The organism is Methyloprofundus sedimenti, from assembly GCF_002072955.1.
GTDB classification, from domain to species: domain Bacteria; phylum Pseudomonadota; class Gammaproteobacteria; order Methylococcales; family Methylomonadaceae; genus Methyloprofundus; species Methyloprofundus sedimenti.
The window spans coordinates 1,315,466-1,339,556 of sequence record NZ_LPUF01000001.1 but is presented as its reverse complement, the minus strand read 5'-3'; the positions used below and the strand labels follow the sequence as shown (position 1 = coordinate 1,339,556).

18 protein-coding genes and 1 pseudogene are annotated in these 24,091 nt (G+C 40.1%); 5 read left to right on the top strand and 14 right to left on the bottom strand.

Annotation, left to right across the window (positions count from 1 at the left end; genetic code table 11):
• The first annotated feature begins 65 nt into the window (after window positions 1-65).
• Complete coding sequence (mtaB, locus tag AU255_RS05910; RefSeq protein WP_080522009.1) at window positions 66-1,352, top strand: tRNA (N(6)-L-threonylcarbamoyladenosine(37)-C(2))-methylthiotransferase MtaB; 1,287 nt, start codon at window positions 66-68, stop codon at window positions 1,350-1,352.
• Between the two features lie 154 nt (window positions 1,353-1,506).
• On the opposite strand, the gene AU255_RS05905 is transcribed toward mtaB, so the two are convergent.
• From AU255_RS05905 to AU255_RS05885, 5 genes are all read right to left on the bottom strand, one after another.
• A complete protein-coding gene (locus AU255_RS05905; RefSeq protein WP_080522008.1) occupies window positions 1,507-1,899 on the bottom strand; it encodes a DUF4156 domain-containing protein in 393 nt (130 codons plus the stop codon).
• A gap of 148 nt (window positions 1,900-2,047) precedes the next feature.
• Window positions 2,048-2,263 (bottom strand): hypothetical protein, encoded by a 216-nt coding sequence (locus AU255_RS05900; RefSeq protein ID WP_080522007.1) that lies wholly within the window; start codon window positions 2,261-2,263, stop codon window positions 2,048-2,050.
• Between the two features lie 72 nt (window positions 2,264-2,335).
• Window positions 2,336-2,773 carry a hypothetical protein gene (locus AU255_RS05895; RefSeq protein WP_080522006.1) on the bottom strand — a complete coding sequence of 146 codons (438 nt, stop codon included), beginning with the start codon at window positions 2,771-2,773 and terminating at the stop codon, window positions 2,336-2,338.
• A gap of 214 nt (window positions 2,774-2,987) precedes the next feature.
• On the bottom strand, window positions 2,988-6,989 hold the full coding sequence (locus tag AU255_RS05890; RefSeq protein WP_080522005.1) for a di-heme oxidoredictase family protein: 4,002 nt from the start codon (window positions 6,987-6,989) through the stop codon (window positions 2,988-2,990).
• 191 nt (window positions 6,990-7,180) lie between these two features.
• Window positions 7,181-8,278, bottom strand: coding sequence for a serine hydrolase (locus AU255_RS05885; protein ID WP_080522004.1), 1,098 nt, complete (start codon window positions 8,276-8,278; stop codon window positions 7,181-7,183).
• 406 nt (window positions 8,279-8,684) lie between these two features.
• Here AU255_RS05885 and ppnN point away from each other — a divergent pair, with 406 nt between their 5' ends.
• Entirely contained in the window at window positions 8,685-10,055 is a 1,371-nt protein-coding gene (gene ppnN / locus AU255_RS05880; protein WP_080522003.1) for a nucleotide 5'-monophosphate nucleosidase PpnN, read from the top strand.
• A 376-nt stretch (window positions 10,056-10,431) separates the two neighbouring features.
• On the opposite strand, the gene AU255_RS20685 is transcribed toward ppnN, so the two are convergent.
• The 7 genes and pseudogenes from AU255_RS20685 to AU255_RS05845 all read right to left on the bottom strand — a co-directional run bounded on the left by AU255_RS20685 (window position 10,432) and on the right by AU255_RS05845 (window position 15,980).
• Window positions 10,432-10,941, bottom strand: a complete 510-nt coding sequence (locus AU255_RS20685; RefSeq protein ID WP_233144564.1) for a transposase — start codon at window positions 10,939-10,941, stop codon at window positions 10,432-10,434.
• The gene (locus AU255_RS05875) at window positions 10,920-11,927 is read right to left on the bottom strand and encodes a transposase (RefSeq protein WP_233144563.1); all 1,008 of its coding nucleotides are present in this window, start codon (window positions 11,925-11,927) and stop codon (window positions 10,920-10,922) included. Before AU255_RS05875 ends, AU255_RS20685 begins: the two co-directional genes overlap by 22 nt.
• A gap of 150 nt (window positions 11,928-12,077) precedes the next feature.
• Window positions 12,078-12,485 carry a hypothetical protein gene (locus tag AU255_RS05870; protein ID WP_080522002.1) on the bottom strand — a complete coding sequence of 136 codons (408 nt, stop codon included), beginning with the start codon at window positions 12,483-12,485 and terminating at the stop codon, window positions 12,078-12,080.
• Window positions 12,486-12,565: 80 nt separating this feature from the next.
• A pseudogene (locus AU255_RS20680) lies at window positions 12,566-13,060 on the bottom strand (IS5 family transposase); the annotation flags it as partial.
• A gap of 31 nt (window positions 13,061-13,091) precedes the next feature.
• Entirely contained in the window at window positions 13,092-13,736 is a 645-nt protein-coding gene (locus tag AU255_RS05855; RefSeq protein ID WP_080521999.1) for a hypothetical protein, read from the bottom strand.
• Window positions 13,737-14,285: 549 nt separating this feature from the next.
• Complete coding sequence (locus AU255_RS05850) at window positions 14,286-14,945, bottom strand: beta-class carbonic anhydrase (protein ID WP_080521998.1); 660 nt, start codon at window positions 14,943-14,945, stop codon at window positions 14,286-14,288.
• Between the two features lie 828 nt (window positions 14,946-15,773).
• Window positions 15,774-15,980 carry a cold-shock protein gene (locus AU255_RS05845; RefSeq protein WP_019529385.1) on the bottom strand — a complete coding sequence of 69 codons (207 nt, stop codon included), beginning with the start codon at window positions 15,978-15,980 and terminating at the stop codon, window positions 15,774-15,776.
• A 635-nt stretch (window positions 15,981-16,615) separates the two neighbouring features.
• Here AU255_RS05845 and AU255_RS05840 point away from each other — a divergent pair.
• A complete protein-coding gene (locus AU255_RS05840) occupies window positions 16,616-16,807 on the top strand; it encodes a (2Fe-2S)-binding protein (RefSeq protein WP_080521997.1) in 192 nt (63 codons plus the stop codon).
• A gap of 27 nt (window positions 16,808-16,834) precedes the next feature.
• A complete protein-coding gene (gene bfr / locus AU255_RS05835; RefSeq protein WP_080521996.1) occupies window positions 16,835-17,299 on the top strand; it encodes a bacterioferritin in 465 nt (154 codons plus the stop codon).
• Window positions 17,300-17,542: 243 nt separating this feature from the next.
• On the opposite strand, the gene AU255_RS05830 is transcribed toward bfr, so the two are convergent.
• Window positions 17,543-17,971, bottom strand: coding sequence for a VOC family protein (locus tag AU255_RS05830; RefSeq protein ID WP_158083064.1), 429 nt, complete (start codon window positions 17,969-17,971; stop codon window positions 17,543-17,545).
• Window positions 17,972-17,993: 22 nt separating this feature from the next.
• The gene (locus tag AU255_RS20040) at window positions 17,994-18,920 is read right to left on the bottom strand and encodes a response regulator (protein ID WP_233144562.1); all 927 of its coding nucleotides are present in this window, start codon (window positions 18,918-18,920) and stop codon (window positions 17,994-17,996) included.
• A gap of 244 nt (window positions 18,921-19,164) precedes the next feature.
• On the opposite strand from AU255_RS20040, the gene AU255_RS05820 reads away from it, so the two are divergent.
• Window positions 19,165-24,078 (top strand): response regulator, encoded by a 4,914-nt coding sequence (locus AU255_RS05820; RefSeq protein ID WP_080521994.1) that lies wholly within the window; start codon window positions 19,165-19,167, stop codon window positions 24,076-24,078.
• Window positions 24,079-24,091: the final 13 nt, after the last annotated feature.

Sequence of the window (24,091 nt, the reverse complement as noted above, 5' to 3'; positions counted from 1 at the left end):
TGGGATAATGCTCGCTTTGCGGGTATTATTGTTAAACTATACTTCGTTTACTGGTTTTTTACATCATGTTAGTACATCTTAGGACTTTAGGTTGTCGTCTTAACGAGGCCGAGCTGGAAAGCTGGGCACAATCCTTTCAAAATGCGGGACATAAAATTACTCGCGAGCAGAACGAAGCACAGCTGATTATTGTCAACTCTTGCGCAGTTACCCAAGATGCTGTGCGTAAATCTCGTCAGCTCATTCGGCGCATTCATAGGGATAATCCAGGCGCCAAGATTGTTGCCAGTGGTTGTTACGTCACCTTACAGGCAGATGAAGCAGCTGAATTACTAGGTGTTGATTTAATTGTCAGTAATCAGGATAAAGACCGTTTGGTGGAACTTGCTATCGCCGAACTGGAGATACCCAGTATGCCATCTTTATCAACTGAACCAGCAGAAATATCTTTATTTAGTCGTGGCAGACAACGTGCATTTATTAAAGTACAAGATGGATGCCGTTATCGATGTACTTTTTGTATCGTTACCGTTGCACGCGGTGAAGAAAAAAGCACGCCCATTGAACAGATTATCAATGACATTAATACCTTTGTTCAACAAGGTGTTAAAGAGGTAATCTTGACCGGCGTCCATTTAGGTGGCTATGGATCGGACATAAATCATAATCTGGCTGATTTGATTCAGGCAATTCTGCAACAAACTACAGTTCCCCGCTTACGCTTAGGCTCCCTAGAGCCCTGGGATTTACCTGAGAACTTCTTTGACTTATTTAGTAATCCTCGCTTAATGCCTCACCTGCATCTGCCTTTACAAAGTGGTTCAGACAGTGTTTTAAAACGTATGGCCAGGCGTTGTAAAACTGATGAATTTAGCCAGATTGTACTGCGGGCACGCCTAAAGGTGCCCAATATTAATATCACAACAGATATTATCGTCGGTTTTCCCGGTGAAACAGAGCAAGAATGGCAAGAAAGCTTTGAATTCATTAAACAAACTGGCTTTGGACATATTCATATTTTTACCTATTCAACTCGTAGCGGAACAAAAGCCGCCACATTGCCAGACCAGGTACAGAATGCTCTCAAAAAACAACGCAGTCAGCAGTTACACCAGTTAGCCGAACAAATGAAGCAAGATTTCCTGAAACAAAATCTGGGTGTATCTTTAGATATCTTATGGGAAGGACAAAAGGAAGATGTTGATACCACAAAGCATAAGGTGTTTGGTTACACACCCAACTATATACGCGTGGCAGCAATTATTGACAATAGCGCATCATTAGAAAATAAAATTAGTTCCGCTATATCTAAAGAGATTTCCAATGGCACTTTGTTCACTGAACTTATTTAGAGGCTAACCACACAGTTACAGCTCCCGTGTGTTTTATAAATATTGGCAGCTTGAAGAACAGGAAATAAGATTAAAATTTTGTGAGATGCGTTATTAAAATAAACGCATCAAGTACAGCCATACCTTCAAGTCATATGGAGAGATAATTATTTTTCTAATCAGCACTACTGCTGTTTAACTTTAAGCTCAGCTGTTTAAGCCCCTGGCATTGGTAAACAAAACCCAGCATTGTTTGATTAGTCAGCGTTTTGGTTAAATCTTTATTTTTATTAAATTGCTGTTGTATATACACTACATTTCCGCCCATTGCATATGCCTTATTCTTCATCAAGTTGGCCGTGCTCCTATAAATTTTGGCATCAGACATAAAATCACCCGAAACCATTCCGCCATCTGAGGCAGAAGTCTGACCAATAAATCGACAGTTTTCCTTTTTAGGCTGAATATAAATTAACTGCACAATTTCCGCCCCTTCTTGCAAAGGAATCGCACAACTCATAATAGAAATAACAATAACAGAGAAAAGAAAGAGATATTTTAAAGTCATGGCACCATAACTTGACAGTATAGAAATAATTATAAAAACAGTGAAACTGCATTCTAAGCACGAAAGAAACAAAACACACCTAAATACTCGAAATACGAGAGTTTAGAAAAACTGTTTCAGGATAAAAATAGCTTAGCCGCAAACACTGTTATCTGGCTATAAAGACATTCCCGCCGCCCAAATCAAATTGCACTAAGCAAGGCATGGAACCGCATAAACCCTTATTAAACATAAAGCGCCTGATTGTTTGCTTACTTTCACTACTAAAAATAATAACGATATCTTTATAATAAGTATGCATATTATTGTTTTTAAAGTAGTTATTAAAGTTATCTGCTAATGCTTTGGCGGCTTTATCATACACGGCATCAGTATGTAACCTGCCTTTATAAGCCAGTTCAGCAGGAGCATCCTGATATATTGAATAAGTCAGCTCTTATTGATCAGGACCGAATGCCAGCACTTGCTCATTTAATCTTACAGTAGATAGCTCAAAAGCTACCGGTTTAGATAAATAGAGCTCTGGCACTTGAATATACAAAGTCTCACCGTCTAACCTTTGAGTAAGTTCTGCTAATTTTACATAATATTTATAATTAGCGAGCAACGATAGAGACACTAGTGTATCGCCTACCGGAAAACCAAATAAGTGTTGGTATTCATGGCGGTTTAAAGTCTCGTCCGTGATTAGTTTTGCGATTACATATTCGTCTGCACCCTCAAGTGAAACAAACTGACTGAAGCTATTAGTCATTTCGGTACGGTTAAAAATGGAAAACGAGCCACTTTGAAATGACCATGTTACCCATACTATAAAAACGACGACAGTTAAAACTAACGATGTTTTAAGTATTTGTAATAGGCTTTTTAACATGTTTTTTGATGACTCAGTATTCAATAGATAGTTACAAGCATTTTAAAATAAAACTGTGCACTCTTATAAACAATTACCGCCCCCCTTCAAACCGATAGCCATCACGGTAAACAAAAGTGGTGCCATTATTTATTCCATTGCAATACCTTAATCAACTCTGCCAAGAACCATACTCGATTAATTAACCCCGTTAAAGCGCCTTTTTTAATATTGACTATAGCGAATACAAAAATGCGCGCAATTTTATTAGATCATTAGCATCTAAACTATTCAGCTTCTCAATGGTATGCAATTCTTTTATCGCAGGCCCATCATGCAGATACGCAGCCTCAATAACATCACACGCCCTGCCATCGTGTAATAAAAAATCACAGCCTGAAATGACGTCTTCAGGCTTAGGTATATCAAGCGGAGCTTTACTATTGTGATTGGAGTCTGTCACAAAACGATTGAATCTCAGTCCTTTTAAAGCGGGTGTTCTAATATATTGTACATAAGCCTTGTATTCATCTTTGACCTTACCATTATCATCTCGAATTTTTACCTTTTCTGGTGCCTTGAGCACTTGAGACAAATATTCCGTAAGCTGTCCATAAGCTTCAACCATATCATCATCATAACGAATATTCTCCTTTTCTAGCGCATTGCCCAGTTGGGTCAAATATCCCATAACCGGCCCATAACTCTCGCGCTCTTCCTTTGGAGCCCTGGCCACTTGAGATAAGTATCCCATATCGTGTAGCAGCAAATCGGTACCCAGATAAGAAATAAAAGGATAATCAGTTTGACCGCCTGATTGTATTCTTAATCTTTCCAGATGCTCTCTTTCTTCATCGGGTAACATATTGTCATCTTTTACAAACGCGATTTTATCAATGACATGACAGCTATTGCATTCAAGATCTTTAAAAATCTCTTCACCTTCTTGAACTTCTATACTGGAAACCAGATATTCAGAGCGATTTGGAATACCTATCCAGCGTTGATAGGTTGCCATATCTTTAATCTCCTGCTCTGTAATGTCAGAGTTGGCTGCCTGTTTTATGCATTGCGCATCAGCAGGCCCACAAATATTTTTGTTATAGCGTACCAAATGTTTGGGATTAGCAGGTGGAGAACTATGTAATTCATTATAACTTTCCGTAGAAGTCATATTCATTTCAACATGAGCTGCATTGGCAATCTGATCTTCCAGAGAAGCACGGTCTCCTATCCAGCCCCATCGGCTAAGGTAACAATCCTTGTTTGGAGTTTCTACATTACTCAAACTACAATCACGAAAATTAACTTTTCCTCCGCCCCGTGTTCCTGATACCAGGCTGTATTTACCGGGAAAACCCGTCCGGTCTTTTTGATCTATTTGTGTATCCAAAATTACCTGATCCGGGATCATTTCTATCATCGGTGTGTTACCCAGACGGCGGCCTAATAAATGCATAAATCCAACTTCAGGTTCATCATCGCTCATAGCTTTTAAAATAGCTGGTCCAGAAACATCTGTACAATTATTGGGCCAGATATCGCCTGGAATATTATCTGGTTTAGTAACAATTCCATCTTCTTGCATGCACACTATGTCGGTGCCTATATTAATACTACTAATCTCAACTCTTTGGGGTTGGTATTTATCACGGTCAACATCATTAACCACGACTTCATAGCCATCTCCTTTCTTAATGTCGACATATTTCATTGAATAGGTCGGCAGTTTGTTTTTCTGGTTAACATGAAAACTGTCACCATAAAAGTTCATGACCTTATTAGTATGATAGCCATCGGAACGATCGGTTCCCAGATCAAACAATACCATTTTCATCGACGGTAGCTCTTTGTTTGAATAGGTATAGTCATGATGGATTTCGAACGCCTTGTCTTGCATGCCATTATCTACATGAATCTGAGGCAATTTTCCATTTGGCATCAGCGGGACACCACTTCCATTTCTGATATGGCAAGCATCACAGGTGTTGCCGTGAAAAGGAGCCGTTGCGTTCGCCGTTTGAAATCCCGCAGGAAAATCGATATGCTCTAAATTACCGGCGAAACTCGTACCATCTATAGATTTTGTTCCATCCTCTTGGACTTTTACTGCTGAATTATACAAGATATTGGAGCGGTATTCGTTATGCCACAATGTTCTTCCCCGTATACCGCGTATAAAATGATCCGGCGTTTGGTTCATGTGATTACTCATAAAAAAAGCGTGCCAGAAATCATCTGTATAGCTCTTAGTTTTAAGCGTCTGATCTGCTGGATTTACCATAGGTAAATATTGGGTATAAATGCTGGCGTTATACACTTTGTCATACAAAGACATGCCATCATTAAAATTTTTAAATGGGACTGGAAGGTGTTGTTCCGGCACACCCGCATACAGAAATAAAGTTCTGCCATATTGATTGGCATTTATGCCAGGCAGCGCTTTAGTAATGTCTTCGATAGCAGCGATGATTTGTTCACGACTCAACGAGTTCTTTTCCGCTTCCGTTTCGCCATAGAGATATCTCCACTGCCGGTAATAACCATTAGTATGAATTTCAAAATTTAACACACAGTCTTCTAATCGTTCAATATCATCCTTATTTCCCTGTCGTGCCCCCAGATAAATTTCTTTAGTGCATTTTTTGGGTAACACATAATGTGTTCCTTTAAACAATGATCCCAGTGGATTACCATCTTTATCTATAAATGCCTGTTGGAATCTTTCCAAATCGTAAAAGCCAATAAAGGGATTGGTGTCTATGTCTTTGGTCAGATCGATATCTGATTTGACTAATGGCCAGGGATACCGGCCATCATCAACATAGGATTTTATTGACGTATTAAATTGACTATCAAGGCTAGCAGTTTTCGCTTCCACTTCTTTGGTACAGTCATCTATTGGATCTGATCCACAATCCGTAACGGTAATTTTAGGCTTGTCTGTTATCCAGTCGACTTTACCCAGATACATATCGCAATAATCATTATCACTAGCACAGAATTTTTTGAGATTGTCTATTGAATCTTCATTTTTAGGGTCAAATACTGCCGGTGCATCCCATAACCACCCCCCTGTGCTGGTTGCAATCAATTGAGTTGTAAAATAATCTTCATAGCAAACAGAATCTGCTACGAAGTCTGCTTTTTGTGCACAAAAGTGTCCAGTATACCAAGGCCGCCAAGGTGCAAAGACGGTCGCTTCGTTTATGACATAAGCAAGACTTGGTACATTAGTTTTGGTATCTGTATCTTCGTAAGGAAGGTTACGCATTACATCCGCCTGGAATCCATCAGGATTATCAGTTTGTGTGTTAAGTCGTTGAATTCTGACTTTTACTTGTACACAGTCCTCACAACTCTGGTCTGTAGGCGCTTCACCTTGCTGGTAAAGGGTGTCTGTGCGATGCATTGCCATAATATTAAGCACACCATAGCGTAACATGCAACGCGGCTCATCTATTTCATTGTTTGTTTTAATTTTACATAGGCCAGGTTGTAGTGCTGCATAGGGCAATACAAAAGGCGTGTCAATCAGATTACTGTCTTTGGTGCTGAGCTTCTGGTGCCAGGGTAAATCTGCATACCACTCACTAACAAGCTCATCTCCTGTTGCTGGTATGGGTTTAACATAGAGCGATGTACAGTCCTCATTCACATTATACTGGGGAGGCGTATGTGTGCTGGGTAGAAATGATCCTGCACATTGCCCGGCAATAGATTTACCTTTGACAAGAAGAGCGCTTTTGCCATTCCATCGCTCCCTGCTTAGCAAGAGTTCCCCGGACTTGTCATATTGGCATTGAATAGATTGCTTATTAAGAATAGCGTCAGGATCGCTACACAATACAGGGTTGTTTACATATTCTTGTTCTGTAAAATGGATTATGACACCGCCATTATCACAAGATTGTTTCACTTGAAACCAGTTACCACTTGGCGAGTTATCGTCCAGGGTAAAAGATTTAGCGCATTTACCTGTAATTGTGATCTTGTCGTCGCCTTTTGAGAGTGTGGCATCTCCATCCCAATTCACTCTGCTTATAACAATGTCATTTGAACCATTTTTAAAATCACAGACAAAGTGTCCTTGTCCTGAACCTGATACGGCCTTGTTATCGCCGCTAATACAGCTTACGGCGCCATCTTGAGAGTTGAAAAAAAGTTCGACATTATCAATAGCGGCATTTGCCATTTGAAAATAGATAAATAAAACCGGAATCAAAAGACGTATCATACTAATAACCTTTTTTAAGACGATAAAAATGTGAAGAGCCAATCGAAAAGATTATATATTACTCTTACTCGCCGATATCAGCTTTTGCCCTTTTTTAACATAAGATTTTATAAAATGGTAGTGCACGCGCTAATTATTCTGCGAAATTAAACCATGACCACTAATTCGATTTACTCTAACCCGCTTTAAACTCAGGGTGTCTGACTAAGAAGTTCCACTGCTGATTTAAATACCGGCAAGACTGACTGCATATCAATGGCGGCGTGTTCATTATTTAACGCGAAACTTATAACAAACATGCGTCCATCTTTACGTTGCAACAACCAGTTACCTGCCAGAACGCCGAATTCTGATCCGCCCTTGAATCCGACATAAATCCATTCCTCTCTATCAATATCAAGTTTGTCGTCGAGGCTCATTATCTCAGTAACCGGCCGCATATTTTTTGTCTTCGCTGTGTTGTACAATGACATCAGCACATGACACATATCAAAACGATTAGCAAACCATTCTATAGTGTTGATACGAAGCGGTGCGGATTGTTCGCCGTTTTGTGCAAAGTAGTGTTCAAGCTCTTGATAACCCCGCTGCTCATGATCCAAAACCAGCCGTTTATTTGCTGTGGATTTTCCCAGATAATCCGCTAGCTCAGCATCACTATAAAGAAATTTCAAAGCGACAAACTCCCGAGTTGCCAATAACGGAATATTCAGTGCCGGATTATGATGTCCCGTAAGTTGCATGCGTTGTTCAATATTTTCACGTCCGAGCAGATATAACAGATGATCCGTAGCGGTATTATCACTACGCTGAATCATTTGTTCGGCATAGTAACGAACTGTAAATTGCGTATTATCAGGAACAAAAAGTAAAGCACCGCCAGGAATTGATTTATATGCAGGTTGAATAGCTAACAAAGTATCCCAGGAAAGATAGGTTTCTCCATCGCTAGAAGCGTTCTCTACAAGGATATTTTGAGTCGCTATTTGATGTGCAAGTTCAGCCAATATATACAGTTTAAAACTTGAGCCTACCGCTAATGATTGTTCAGCATCAATTGCGTGTATCGTCGTGCAGTCCTGTTCGATAATTTCGCTTGCGAGAAAGGAGCTTTTTTCAGCCAAGGTCATGAATTTTTGATCAAATGCCTGCCAGGATTTTGGGGAATCATAAATCTGCCTGGGAAAAACAGAACAGCTCAAAATAGAGACTCCTAGCCAAAACAGGGAGATTAACTTCAGGAATCTATAGGTATTACTTTGCTTATTTAACAGATATTTTTTTATCATTTTTAAAGGCTCGGTTCATAAAACTGCACTTTGAGGTTACGCAAAAACATAACCTCATTAGCATGATGTTAGCTGAATACGAATAACGCTCAGCCGTATTATCATCAACCTCATACCAACAGAGATGACGCGTAATTGAAAGCTTGATGTTAACTTAGTCTGACTGAGTTGTAGATAATCAATTGACGTTATACATTTTATACTGTTAATGACAACTGCCTGCCTCTATTTAGTTAGACCTATGCAATACATACTCCTGCATTAAGCAGAACACCAACTTAATAAATGGGTGTAGACTATCCTATAATGTACCTACTCTTCTCATGCTAAGCAGGCTGTTTTCTAACGACTTATTATTGCAGATACAAAAGCGCGAAGCATAATTACAAGACATAAACAGGATAAAATGCAAGAACATACTATAGATACACGAATTTCACCCGAAGTGCATTTAACCGTTTTATCACGGGCTGAAGTCAATAAATTACTAGACACCAGTCAGGGCGGTTTATATCAACTACTACATAATTGTGCACTGGCAGTGCTGAACTGTGGCTGTGACTCTGATGATGGCAAGGAATTACTGGAGCGATACAGTGACTTTTCGATTAAGGTTATTCAGGAAGAGCGCGGCATTAAACTGGATCTGAAAGGTGCGCCGGCTATCGCTTTTGTCGATGGCGAAATGATTAAAGGTATCCGTGAACATTTGTTTGCCGTATTGCGTGATATTGTCTACGTCAGCAATGAGATAAATGATAACCCAAAATTCGATATGCAAAGTTCGGAAGGTGTTACCAATTCAGTATTTCATATATTACGTAATGCGAACATCATTCATCAGAGCACTGAACCGAAGTTAGTTGTGTGCTGGGGCGGACATTCCATTTCACGCGAAGAATATCTGTATACCAAGCAAGTAGGCTACGAAATTGGCTTACGCAGAATGAATATCTGTACCGGTTGCGGGCCTGGTGCAATGAAGGGGCCAATGAAAGGTGCCACTATCGGCCACGCCAAGCAACGCATCAATCATGGACATTATATCGGCATCACCGAACCGGGCATTATCGCCGCAGAGTCACCCAACCCCATCGTTAATGATCTGGTTATTTTACCGGATATTGAAAAACGCCTGGAAGCATTCGTACGTACTGGACATGGCATCGTCGTGTTTCCTGGTGGCGCAGGTACAGCCGAAGAAATTCTTTATGTGCTTGGCATTTTGTTGCATCCGGATAACGCAGAAATACCCTTTCCACTGATTTTTACCGGACCTGAATCAGCAACTGATTACTTTCGGCAAATCAATGAATTTGTAGGAAGTACTTTAGGTTTCGAGGCTCAGCAACGTTACAAGATTATTATCAATGATACAGCTAGAGTAGCACGGGAAATGAAGCTTGGCATACGTCAGGTACGTGAATTCCGTAGAAGCAAAGCCGACGCATATTATTTTAACTGGGGCTTGAAAATCGCTTCCGAATTCCAGCAAACGTTTACGCCCACGCATGAAAATATGGCGGGACTGGAGTTACATAAAAATCAGGAAAAGCACCAGTTAGCAGCCAATTTACGCAAAGTATTTTCTGGCATAGTCGCGGGTAATGTCAAAGATGAAGGAATACGCGCTATTGAAAAATACGGACATTTTGAAATCAGTGGAGATAAGGAAATCATGCAGCCGGTCGATAATTTACTTGCAGCTTTTGTCAGTCAGCAACGCATGAAACTACCGGGTACTGCGTACGTGCCTTGTTATAAGATTGTGTCATAAGAGACGCAGTGTGTTTATTAAGATGAAAATAAAAAAGCCTCTAAAACAGAGGCTTAATATCAATCTATATAAAATATCATGACCTAAAGATAACCGCTGTCCGAATTAAACCGGATAAAGGTGGTATGTTGTTTTCTCCCGGCAGTTTGTCATTGAGATAATGCTAAAACGAAAACTCTAGCTTTACTAAGGAACGAGCATGAAATAACTTAGACAAGTTAAAAATCTGTAGGATGGGCAAAGCAATAGAGGCTATGAAAGTATTCATCACTAAATCCCCATTTTTTTAAAACAGGGCCTGTTTTGCAAGCTTTTAAAGTATATATTTCTAAAAATGACGTTTTTTCTTAGAAAAAAGTCCTTTTTCCCACTATTTTTAAGCATATTGGCTGTTTTTTAATTTATTTTTTTGTCGTTGGACGCAATAATCCCTTAGAAAATCGACGCCGAGCAGGTTTATTACGCGGACAAAGTTATAACCTAAGACCATTAAACCAAATTCACCACCGCATTTTTCTAATCCACGCATCAAAAAGTGATTTATGCCTGCTCGGTGTTTTAATGTACCAAAAGGGTGTTCAGCTAATGCCGCTCGCTGACGCATTTTATTGGGATTTTTTGCCATACGTTGCTTGTGGTGGTCAACGACTTCTTCATGCTCCCAACGCTCTATTTGTTTTGATTTTGCTTTTTCACTCAGACATTTTTTTTGCAAAGGACATTCCGCACAAACAGCGGCATCGCTTTTGTAACGAATATAGTTTTTGCCACCTTTTTGCAAAGGCTTGCCTCGTCGAGTCAGTTTTTCATCTTGAGGGCAAACATAGCAATCTTGCTCAGTATCATATTCAAATTGTTCACGGGTTAATCGTCCTTTTTCAGCCATGACTTATCAGGGACAGGGACATAAACCGTGATATTTTGATCTTCACAGGCTTTTATTTGGCTTCCATTGAAATAACCTGAGTCCCCCAGGCCATCAAGATTTTCTGATTGCAAAATGCTCTGAGCCTTTTCCAGCATCGGCGCAAGCTGCTGCATGTCATTACCGTCTTGCACCACGTCCTCGGCAACAATCAAACGGTGTTTGTTATCAACAGCGATTTGAACGTTATAGCCCGCCACCGTTTCTCCGCGTTTGGTCAAAAGCCGCGCATCTTCATCAACTGTAGAAATTTGCTTTTCACCACGGTCTTTTAACTGTTGCTGCAACGCTTCTTTTTCTGCCTTTTTCTGTTTGATTATCGCCAGCTTTTCAACCAAGTTGTTATCTTCATTTAACGAGTCTTGATCTAATTTATTATCGGCAGTATCCTGTTTATCTAGTTCATCTTGATATTGGGTGATTTTCTTTTCCAATGCCTCAAGCTGTTTTTTAAGCTTATCCTCGGTGTAAATACCTTGCTTACTGACGTCGCCTTTAAAAAAACTCCCATCCACCGCGACTGTCTCTCCACCAAATAAGGACAGTTCTTTACATAGCAACAAAAAGTCACGATTAGCCGCTTTCAATGCCGTACTATTGCTTTTGCGAAAATTGGCAATCGTTTTGTATGTGGGTAACAATCCTTCAACTAGCCACATCACCTCCAAATTACGTCGAGTCTCACTTTCCAATTTGCGACTGCTGCGAATCCCCTGCAAATAACCATATAAATAGAGTTTTAATAAAGCAGCAGGATTAAAAGGCGGTTGTCCTGAAGTGATAATAGTTTCGGTGTGCTGAAATCCTAGTTCCTTAACATCTAATGTATTGACATAAGCGTCAATCGCACGCACAGTATTATTTTGACTGACATAATCCTCAACACGCGAAGGCAGTAACATTTCTTGCTGACGATTGAGGCTGGATTGGTAGCGACGAGTAGTCATTATTTCAGTTTTAGATCTATTTAATGATTCTAATATTATATCGCATTAAAGTAAGTGAATACTTTCACAGTCTCAATAGCGTGCCCATCCTACAAGTTGCTCATATTATTTCGTGCATGTTCCTAAACAATTTCAAAAGGCGCAGTTTCTTTAGTCCGTAATTTTTAACAACCAGCCCTTTTCTGCAGGGCATTTTTTGTAATTTACCTCTACACGAATCCGTGCTGCTGTATCTACTAAAGAATCAGGTAAATTTCCTTTAAACCATAAAAGCCCACCTTTGCTTTCAACTGACATCTCAACTGGAATTTTTTTTGCAGTAACTTCAACATACTTCGGATCTTCTATACCTTCCACTTGAAAGGAAATTTCTGATTTCGGGCTTACGCTAGCTAAATGCTCAGGTCTTACATGCTTGATTTTGGTGTTTTTACAAGCACTTTTTCCACTTTTATTAACGCTACTGCCATGATCACCATGCCCACCCGCAGCAATCACGTTAGCAGAAATTAAACATAAAACTGTACTTAGGGTTGATATCAAAATAGATTTTTTCATAGCCCGATCCTTTTTTATTATTATTAGTTGTTAATTATAAGCATTATGAACAAAAACACAAAATCAGGGCTAATGCCGTTTCACATAGGTAACCATAAAAACACATGCGAGAGCCACCGTACCTTTAAAATTGCGTTTCAATTTGTCATACCGTGTAGCAATAGCTCTAAAATGCACAGGCCGTACAAAAACATTTTCAAACAGATGAAGATATTTATACAAATACCTATCTATATTTTCATTTCCCTTTATTGAATTTTTTTCGGAGATGACAAAAATTGTGATTTTATCATTAAGTGGAGGACGTAAGTCCTCGCGGTGATACCCTCTGTCTGCAATAATATAATCAGCCTTGGTCATTCTGCGGCTAATGTTGGAGCGTGCTTGCAGACATGAACTTCACCGCCTGTTACTAAGAAATGGATTGGAAGGCCACAGGAATCAGCAACCATATGAATTTTGCTTGCATTTCCTGCGATAGCTTTCCCAATAGTACTTTCTTGTCCAAATGCAGCACCAATGCTATGCTGATGCGCTTTTACATTACCTCCATCAATAAACTCGCATTCCAAATCAGACTAAACAACGTCCCTACTTTCAGTATTTTCATTGGCAGATATTCTGCGGTCCATCTGCAATACTGATACAACTCTGGCCTATTGGACAATGAGTATTTTCGCAGGATATTTCGCAGCTCTTTAATTCATTGCCTGCAATTCCAAAATAACTGATGCACGAATAACCTTCTGCGCACTGTTGTTCTTTACTGCAGTCCTCACCCACACCTGCAATTTCCACTGCACTTGTTATTATAAAAGGGCCGCTTAGATCTACCTGATAAAGTTTATTGTCATCGACAAGAACAGAAGGTATTGTTAAATAATCTGCCTGGGAATTGTATAAGGGCAAATCCGGTTGATCGATCGAAGTAATATGAAATAAGGAGCAATTTCCCACTTCGCAGGAATCGGTGATTTGATAAAAGTAGCCATTGATGGCGTGATCTAGGCCATCGTTATAGATTTCTGACAGGTCAATTGCCGAACTTCCTATATTAATATTTAATGTCTTACTGTAATCTTCAACCATATTACCCGTACAACAATTGCTGCAATCCTGGGTACAGGCCAGTCCACTTGTCAATCGTCCAGTAAAGCGGATGTCCGATGCATTTTTTATTATGTTGTCGGCAGCAAGTGGTATATTTAAGGACAGGGTAAATAGAGCAAATAAATAAAGTAAATTTCTCATGTGATTTGCCTCAAACTGAAATGAAAGTATTAAACCATTGTTGATATGTATCCAACCTAATTCAAGTAGAATCAAAAATGAAGGGAACAGGGAATAATTCGGCTACCAGTGCGACTCATATGATCGAATAATAAGAAATTTATAGTTAAGCTTTAACTGCATACTGGATATAACTGTGTTTCCTATAATACAGTTAATCCTGAAAAAAAAGCTTATCTAATACAAAATTCTAGTCGATCAAGTCTCCGCTTACAAATTCAATATTTCAAAAATACCTTTTTTCAACTCAACGATCAAGATGAATATTGAACATGACAATTAAAAAGTTTTTCTATCAGTGTCTTGCTCTTATCTATCTTCCCTGCGATTGTCACGGGGAGTTAAATGTTAGAGTTCACCAGGAAATTCGAGTCCAATAGGTCTTGCCATTGCCTTTCAATATCGTAAAAATAAGGAAATATTTGGCATAGATTCCTTTACAAATCAAATAGTTGACTCCATGACATCTTAACGCTTCTTCGTTTACTGACCTGGGGTTATCATCAGAGTCTAGCCGAACGTACCCATCGGCCCTGGGTAGCTCACTTCCTCAAGTTTTCCTGTATCAACATCATAGATAAATCCTCGCACAGTCGAAGCATCAGGCCCTTCTGTAGGTATCCATGGATGATTCATAACTCTGGATATTGATCGCCTTACATCCCAGGTCAGACGCTCAGTTTGCTGCTCATTACGTGGTGAATCAAGCGCTTCGAGTGGACCACGAAAGGCATGAAACTGGGCAGGTGTTGAAGAGCTGTCGTGGCAGCTTGTAAATTTGCGTCCTGTAGCTTGCCCAAGTAGCGCCTCAGCCGCTGGGTCACCTTCCAATCCAGCTTTAAGCAGGTCGTCGGTAAAAGCTAACATACCACAACGTGTGTGGTGGATTAATATAATTTCATTAGTGTTAAGTAGATGGTGCGAGATAATCAGGCAACGGATTGCATCATCGGTTATAACCCCTCCTGCATTACGGATGATATGAGCATCTCCAGTTTGTAAGCCAAGTAAGTCTTCAACATCAAGGCGCGCATCCATACAAGCCACAACAGCCACATGTTTAGCTGGATTAATCGGTTGTTTTCCAGGATGAGATGATTTATGCACTTCCTGACCACTCGCATATAGTTTATTGTTTTCTAACAATTTATCTGTGTTCACGTTAGCCATGATTTCCCTCAAATTAAAATAAATTAATCCATAACTACATCACTCGTAGTTGTTCTTTTAGCACTGTAAAGTGCACTTAATCATCATACTCTTCATGTTTCTGAACTTCTACATAATTATAGTAGGTCCCTATTCACATAACCCGTCGTTCAGGCGTATTTTAGAGATGGCTTTATCCTCTCAAAAATATCTGACTGAAGCACTTTGAGTGCACCCGGCATGAGCATGATCTAATGGGGTGCAAGTCCCCTGTACATTATGAAAAAAGCTTAAGTGCAAATCTGCGAGCCAATGAATAATAACAGCATAGTTAAGACCGAACCGCATTTGTCGAGTCAGCACAACATGACGAAGTCCACCTGTATTGCTGTGAAATGGTAAATGCTGTGGTTGTGCAGAGAAAGATCATGCTCTAACCCGGGTAGAGCTGCCTGCCTAAGTTACTTGCTTAACGACGGCTGTGGAACAGAACCTGCGAATGTGCACATTAACTGAGCAGAAGTCAGCCGAGGACGAGAACTCAATCACTTAGTTGGGAAAATATCTGAAGGCAGTGTGGTAAGGAGCTGCTCGTGAGTTGCCCAAACGTCTATCGAGGAATTGAATACCAGACGCGTCATGAATCCATCACCTATGGATCTTGCATCGGTGGAATATTTCGTATCAAATACGAGTCATGAAAAAAGGTAAGATCCAATGAGGCAGGGCCTGATGTTGATAAGATCAGGAATAACCAGGGTCAGATACCTCAGATACCGACCTCATTGGCTCCTAGATTGTGGTTCGCTTCGCGATCACAATCTAACCTTATTCGTTATATGTTGCAGTCTAAATTGGTACCACTTTATTTGCACATGGGCCTTTTTGACCCTGGCCAACTTCAAATTCAACAGCCTGACCATCATTCAATGTTGCGTATCCACCGCCTGCCTGAATTTCGGAATGATGAACAAACAAATCTTTACTGCCATCTTCAGGTGTAATGAAACCGAAACCTTTATCGGCATTGAACCATTTAACTGTACCTTTACTCATACTCTTTACTCATGATTGTTGGTGAAATATAAAAATTATATCCGAATTCACCAGTTCGAATATAAAGCTAAAATATTTGATAAAGACACATAACTATATTATATACAAGCACATTCGTCCTGATATTCCACAGTATTCACCGACAATCCAAGCACATTTGACAAGATATTTATCCTGACTTTTTGCCCTGTTTCCTTGTCGTATTAACCCTGAAAATCAAATGCATTGACCTGCTATTCATTTTATCCTGTGAAATTTACCTGATAATTGAAGTTATTCAATTAATTACGAAAATTAACTGCTAAAGTAATTCTTTTTAATTCTTATGTCAACTACAACTCCCGAAAATCAAAGATCCAAGGTGCCCCAGACACGATTGATAAAAATAATGAGTGTCAAAAAATCAGAAACCATCACTCAGTGTCAACAAAACATTTTGTTTTTTTACCGCATCTTAAGCTCTTTTACAGGCATGAATTAGCGCACTAAGCGCCGCTAAAAAACCAGCACAGGCTAGAAGAAACCTGTAAAAAATCGGCATTGTTTACAAGATATGGGAAAATTTATAAATATCGCTTTACTTCTAAATGAGAATTGTTATCATTATTACAAATATTTATAAATGAGGTTCCTGGATGTATATTTGTGTTTGCAAAGCAGTGACTGATTCGCAGCTTCAAACTGCTATTGATAATGGTATGAATACGCGCAAAGAACTGTATCAATGTCTAGGCGTAGGCTCTAGCTGTGGAAAATGCAATCGTCATGTGCGTGAGTTAGTTAATAAAAATAGTGTGCCTTCGACTGAAATACCCGTTATTATTTAGCTTTCTCAATCTATCCTGGATAACATTATGCAAGGCGATACTAAAGTCATTGAATTCCTTAATAAAGCATTAGAAAACGAATTAACGGCTATTAACCAATATTTTTTACATGCCAGAATGTATAAAAACTGGGGATTTTCAAAACTGAACGAAAAGGAATATCACGAGTCAATTGACGAAATGAAGCATGCTGATATGCTAATTGAGCGCATTTTATTTCTTGACGGTCTGCCTAATCTGCAAAATATTGGCAAAATTCTGATTGGTGAAAATCCAAAAGAAATGCTTAATTGTGACTTAAAATTAGAGCTTATAGCTATTCCATTACTGCGTGAAGCCATTGAGTACTGTGAAAAAGTCAGTGACTTTGTTTCTCGTGAATTATTTACCCATATACTGGACAGTGAAGAAGAGCATGTAGACTGGATTGAAACTCAGCTAGAGTTAATAGATAAAGTCGGCATAGAAAATTACTTGCAATCGCAAATGTAATTCATATAAGGGACAGGCTTTAGCCTACACTAAATCAACGCATTTTTTTAGCAAAAGCCTATCCCTTATCGAAAAATTTATCGCTGTTGCATGCAACAGACTTACCCTAATCAAAGGTAGCAGCGTTTTTAAGCGCTCTGAGCCAAATCCGGCTATTCTTTATTAGATCTTATGTCGCCTCCCCCGCACACCACATAGAAAGCAGGTCATTATTAGTGGCTCCATAGCCACTCTAAGTCACATTTAACTATGGGCTTGCGTCAACTGATAGTTTTCATGAAAGACAATTTCCCATAAATTACCTTCGGGATCTTTAAAATAGCCACAGTAACCACCCCATTCCGGCTGAAAAGGCCGCCGGGTTATCGTCGCGCCATGTGCAGTTGCCAAATTCAGGACAGCATCAACCCGGCTTTTATGCGCAACATTTAAGGACAGTGACATAGTCGTATTCTGACCTTCAATTTTGCAGCCGGCCTGTTTTGCCAATAAGGCTTTTGGATATAAGGCCAGTACCACACTCCCCATTGCAAACATGGCAAAGGGCTGTTCAGGATTGTTGCCAAGCTTATGCAAGGGAAAGCCAAGTGACTGATAAAAAGCATACATCCGGGTGAAATCAGTCACCGCCAAAGTTATATAGGAGAGTCTAAATGCTGTTGTTGCATTCATGTCTTTTGAGTAATCAGTGCCCTCAACTCTCACGCTGATCAAGATATGCGAGGACTTCGCTGGGTTTAAGCTGGTTGGTTCCGTTACCAGTGCGCACATAAAATATCTCGTCATTATCCCGGCGAAAAAATACCGGCTTTGATGAACGTAGACATTGCACTAATAAAATACGCTGCCCCGCAAAATTATTGATCTGTGAACGTATAAGCTGCATAAATTCGATGCCTATATGCGATTTTAACAGGCTGTTCCAGTGCAATAGCAGCTTGTCTTCACTGGCAAATCCGTCCTGTTCCAGCCCCAATATATTCCCATTATCATCCACGCCGACCAATAATACGCCACTATCGCTGTTTAGAAAGGCAGCAACTGTTTTAAGACAGGCATTTTCTATTTTTTTATCGGCTTTATCGGTATGTAAATTCCAGCGCAGCGTTGATTTAAATTCAGTTCCGTCACTTTCCCCGGCAGCCAGGATACTGACTATTTCTGCTTCTATATAATCACAGAATTTGTTAGCAATACGCTGTTTTAACTGTTTGTTTTCAGCATACAATGTTTGCTGTTGAGCATATAATTCTAAATGTGTCCGGACTCGGGTTTTGACAATATCAGGATTGAATGGCTTGGTGACATAATCCACAGCCCCTAAAGAAAACCCATGTTGTTCGTCTTCAACTCCGGCTTTTGCAGTAATAAAAATGACCGGTATTGCCGCCGTGTACGTCGAAGACTTAAGTTGTCTACAAACTTCATAGCCATCCATTTCAGGCATCATAATATCCAGTAAAATAATATCTGGCCGCGGTTCTGTATGAGCAATTTTAAGTGCTTTTTCACCACTAGTTGCAGCCTTCACCTTATATAGTCCTCGTAGCATGCCGTTTAATAGCTGTATGTTTGCTGGCGTGTCATCCACTATTAGCACAGTCGGTTGAAAGTCATTCATCATGCGATTCCTGACTAAGGTAAATAGCATTGCACGGCGGAGTTTCTTTAATATTTATAAGTGTCATACTAGAATAGATATTGATTTTTCTTTTCCCTTTTTCGATTGTTTAATTATAACCTGTCGACTGTTTTGATAAAAACTATGTGGTTAGATACTTCGCGGTGCTTTGTTAAGCTGTCACTTTTAATGCTCAGGAAACAAATTTTCTTAGTTCAACCATGGATAAAGGTCATTAATAAATATGCAAACAAAACTTTCCAAGCGCTCTTTTTCGTTTTCCTGCGTGATTATTTCAGGCACCTTGTCCCTGTTATTAGGACTGCTCGTCCTGACCGGCTGGTACACACATAATCTGGAGCTGATTCAAGTCAATTCGGCCTTTGTGCCAATGCAGTATAACACTGCCTTAAGTTTTGTTTTAGCGGGTCTAGGCTTGCTTACCCTGGCTTTCAATCGTTTTTTTATTACCCTCTTATTGGGATCTTTAACATTTTTACTCAGCTTTGCAACCTTAGTTCAATATATTGCAGGCGTAGACTTATCCATAGATCAGCTATTTATGGAACATTATGTCAATATAGAAATCATTCAACCGGGACGTATTGCACCGAATACTGCTTTGTGTTTTGCTTTAACGGGTCTGAGTATTTTGCTAGCCTGCCTATTTAAGCAGAAAAACTATACTAATGGCGCCTTAGGTACCTTGGGAGTCATCATTGCAGGCTTAGGCATCGTTGCTTTTACCGGTTACTTTGCAGGCTTGGAAACGGCTTATGGGTGGGGGCATTTATCTAAAATGGCTATTCACACCACTCTGGGTTTTATCATTCTTGGTCTGGGCCTGTTTGCTTTTGCCTGGCACCAGGAAAAGCAGTATTATCAGGGTAAGCCAAAGTGGCTTTATTTTCCTATAGGTATTGCCTCTCTTACGATGACACTGGCCTTCTGGCAAGCACTCATTGCCCAGACTCCTGAGAAATTTGAATACGCCAGTTATAACGCACTGGCAAGTAATAGTGTGCTTCTTCTAGGTACAGTTCTTTCGCTGATTTTAGTCTATGTAAGCCGCTCGGTACTGTTACGCGACAGCCAACAGCGCACAGCCATACTTCTCACCTACATGCCAGTTGTTGTTCTTGCTACCGGGCTTTTTTTAGGGCTTTCTCTCTTTAGCCTGCTACATCATCACTTTCAGGAAACCGTATATAACAAATTCAGGGCTGCAGTCAAAAGCCATGTGCAATCTATCGAATACGGTATTACACCTTATCTTGAATCTTTATACAGTATTCGCGCCGGCTTTGATTCTTCCGATTTTATCGACAGAAATGAATTTCATCTTCTGGTTGCACGACTAACCAAACAATATCCTGGCATCACAGCATTAGAATGGGTACCTAAAGTATCAAATGATGAACGTGCAGCCTATGAAAAAAGGGCTAAAGAAACATTAAAGATTGATTTTTCTTTTATCGATCAAAATACACAGGGCAATATTATTCAAGAACATCAACACAAATGGTATTACCCTGTTTATTATGTAGAACCGTTAAATGCAAATATAAAAGTTCTTGGTTTTGATCTGGGCAGCAACCCGCAAATATTTAAAAGTATGATGAAGTCTGTCATAACGAATGCGCCTACAGCATCACTTCGGCAACAATTATTTCAATCCACTAGAAACAATAATGAATTTATTATTTATCTACCGGTTTTTAAACAAAACTCACCTATCGCAACTGCAGATCAACGCCAACAATCATTCAAAGGTTTTGCCGTGGCGATATTGAATGTGGGTCAAATGATTGAAGCGATCCTTTCGCGGCATGCAAGAATGTCAGGGCTGGATATAGAATTTCAGGATAACAACACAACTGAAGAGCAGTTTTTATATTTGCATACAGCCCCACACTCGACAAATAATCAAGACATCACTAACGCATACACCCAGCATGTATACCAGACTGAAGAAACTATGCGCTTCGCAGATAGAGAATGGAAAATAACTGCCAAATCAGCCAGCTCAAATTTATATCCAGCATGGAGTTCAGATAGCCTACATTTACCCACCGCGATCTTTATCCTCTCCAGTATGCTGGCCTTTTATCTACGCCGTGCAGGCTTGAGAGAAATTGAGCACTATGAACTGTTGGCCTATCAAACTGCATTGCTGGATGCTATTCCCAATCCTATTTTCGTATTTAATGAACAACAAAAGTTCAGTAGTTGCAATAGAGCGTATGAGCATTTTTTTAATATTCAGCGTGAGGATTATTTAGGCCTGCCAGCTACAGCTCTTGATTTTTATTCGGAAGCTACAAAACAAGCATTTTATCAGGCCAATCTGGCTATGAAAAACAAAAATGGCTCCACGCATGAAGAAATTGCAATCACCACTCAAACCGGACGGACTGCTGACATTATATACTGGCGCACAATCTTTACTTTAGGTGATGGAAAATCTGCTGGAATAATAGGCATTCTGATCGACATCACCGAGCGTAAGCAGGCTGAATTGGCTTTACTACAAAGTGAACAACGCTTTGACTTAACAGTTGCCGGCAGTGGCGTAGGTTTATGGGATTATGATATTCCCAGCGGAGAAATTTGGTATTCTGAACGCTTCAGAGAAATGCTCGGGTATATGAGTACTAAGGATTTCCCTAATGTCCTGAAATCCTGGATCAATAACTTGCATCCTGATGATCGTGAAAAAACACTTGCCGCTTTTTCGGCGCACCTGCAAAAAAATGTAGCTTACGATGTGGAATATCGCTTACTAACCAGGAGCGGTGAATATCGCTGGTTTCATATGCGAGGCATGTCGCTACGTGATAACACAGGTAAATCGTATCGTGCTGCAGGTTCACTCACTGATATTACCGAGCTCAAACTGGCCCAGGAAACAGCCGAAATTGCACAATATGCAGCAGAAGAAGCGAACCAGAGTAAGTCAGACTTTTTGGCTAATATGAGCCATGAAATACGTACCCCAATGAATGCTATTATCGGTATGTCATACCTGGCATTAAAAACTGATTTAGATCGCAAACAGCGTAATTATATAGAAAAAGTTAATCGTTCAGCAGAAGCATTACTGGGAATTATCAATGATATTCTGGATTTTTCCAAGATCGAAGCTGGCAAAATGGATATGGAAAACATCGACTTCCGCTTTGAAGATGTTTTGGAAAACATGGCTAATTTATTGAGCTTAAAAACAGAAGAAAGCGGCCTGGAATTACTTTTTGATATAGACCCAAAGATGCCTATGGCTTTAAAGGGTGATCCTTTACGCCTGGGGCAGATATTAATCAATCTGGGTAACAATGCCGTCAAATTCACCGAACATGGCGAAGTAGTGCTATCTACCCGGGTTCTGGAATCGGATGCAAAGCACATTAAAATTCAGTTCTCGATTCGTGACACTGGCATAGGCATGACCAAAGAACAGCAGAAAAAATTATTCCAGTCATTTGTTCAGGCTGACGGTTCTACCACACGAAAATTTGGCGGTACCGGTCTGGGTCTGGTGATTTGTAAAAAACTGACCGAGATGATGGATGGCGAAATCTGGGTAGAAAGCGAACTTGGGCAAGGTACTACATTTTCATTCAGCGCAGTTTTTGGTATCGCTGAAAACATTATACAAAGCGGAAAAATTAACATACCAGAACACCTGAGTGTACTGGTTGTTGATGATAACAAAAGCGCCAGAGAAATTATTTCTGGTATTCTGGAATCATTTGACTATACAACGACAAGTGTGACTTCCGGTCTGGAAGCCATAGAAAAAGTTGAACAGGCGGAGCAGCAAGGACATGCCTATGACCTGGTTATTATGGACTGGAAAATGCCAGGGATGGATGGGGTGGAAGCTATACGCAAGCTTCAGAATGATCCCAAGGTAAGCAAGATACCGGCTATCATCATGGTGACTGCCTATGACAAGGAGGAACTGACGGAAAAGGCCAAAGATATAGAGCACTTAAACGTATTGACCAAACCAACCAATGCCTCTTTTCTATTCGATACCATTATGCGAGCCTTTGGGCGCAATATACCCTCAAATTCCCGACGTAATGTGCGTCAAGAAGGTTATACAGAAGCACTCAGACATTTACGTGGTGCCAATATTCTATTGGTTGAAGATAATGAAATAAATCAGGAACTGGCTCTGGAGCTATTATCAAATAGCGGTATTAATGTCACACTCGCTGAAAACGGACAGGAAGCCGTAGATATAATCCAGCAGCAAAGCTTTGATGGCGTGTTAATGGATATTCAGATGCCTGTCATGGATGGTTATTGCGCGACAAAAATCATCCGTGAACTAGAAATTGGCAAACAACTGCCCATTATCGCCATGACCGCCAATGCCATGTCCAGTGATATCGAGCATGCCAGGCAGGCAGGCATGAATGATCACATCAGCAAACCCATTAATGTTGCGGAAATGTTTGTTACCATGGCCAAATGGATCAGCCCGACACCTGCTGTAAATCAAACATATCTACCCAGGGCGAGCGCGATACAAACACAAAAAGAACCTGAGCCAGAGCTCCCGGAGTTAAACGGTATCGACTGCAAAGCAGGACTAGCCATTACCCAGGGAAACAAAAAGCTTTACCGTCGTTTACTGCTTAAATTCCTGGACAGCGAACAAAACTTTACAGAAAAATTCCATCAGGCACTATTGAGCGATGATGTTGCCGCAGCAACACGAGTGGCGCATACCTTAAAAGGTGTCGCCGGAAATATTGGTGCCCATGAAATACAAAAAGCGGCCCAGGCTCTCGAACTGGCTTGCCAATCAAAAGCAGATAATGCCGAGCTTGAAGTCTTGCTTGATGAAGTGATAGCCGTATTAACACCGGTACTGGAAAGCCTGAAGCAAATCCAGCAAGTACAGGAGCCGGATTCAATAAACACCCAAGAAATCACAGCAGCAGAGCAAATCTCCTTATTCGAGAAACTACTAAAATTACTGCTGGAAGACGATGCCGATGCTGTAGATGTTCTGGAAGACATAGTAGACCGTATGGGTACAAGTAGCGAAGCCAGACAACTTAAACCTCTGGAAAAACTGATCGAACAATATGCTTATGATGACGCTATTGTGATTGTAAAAGCAATGCTGAAGAAATTGTCCTGAACTAACTTTAATG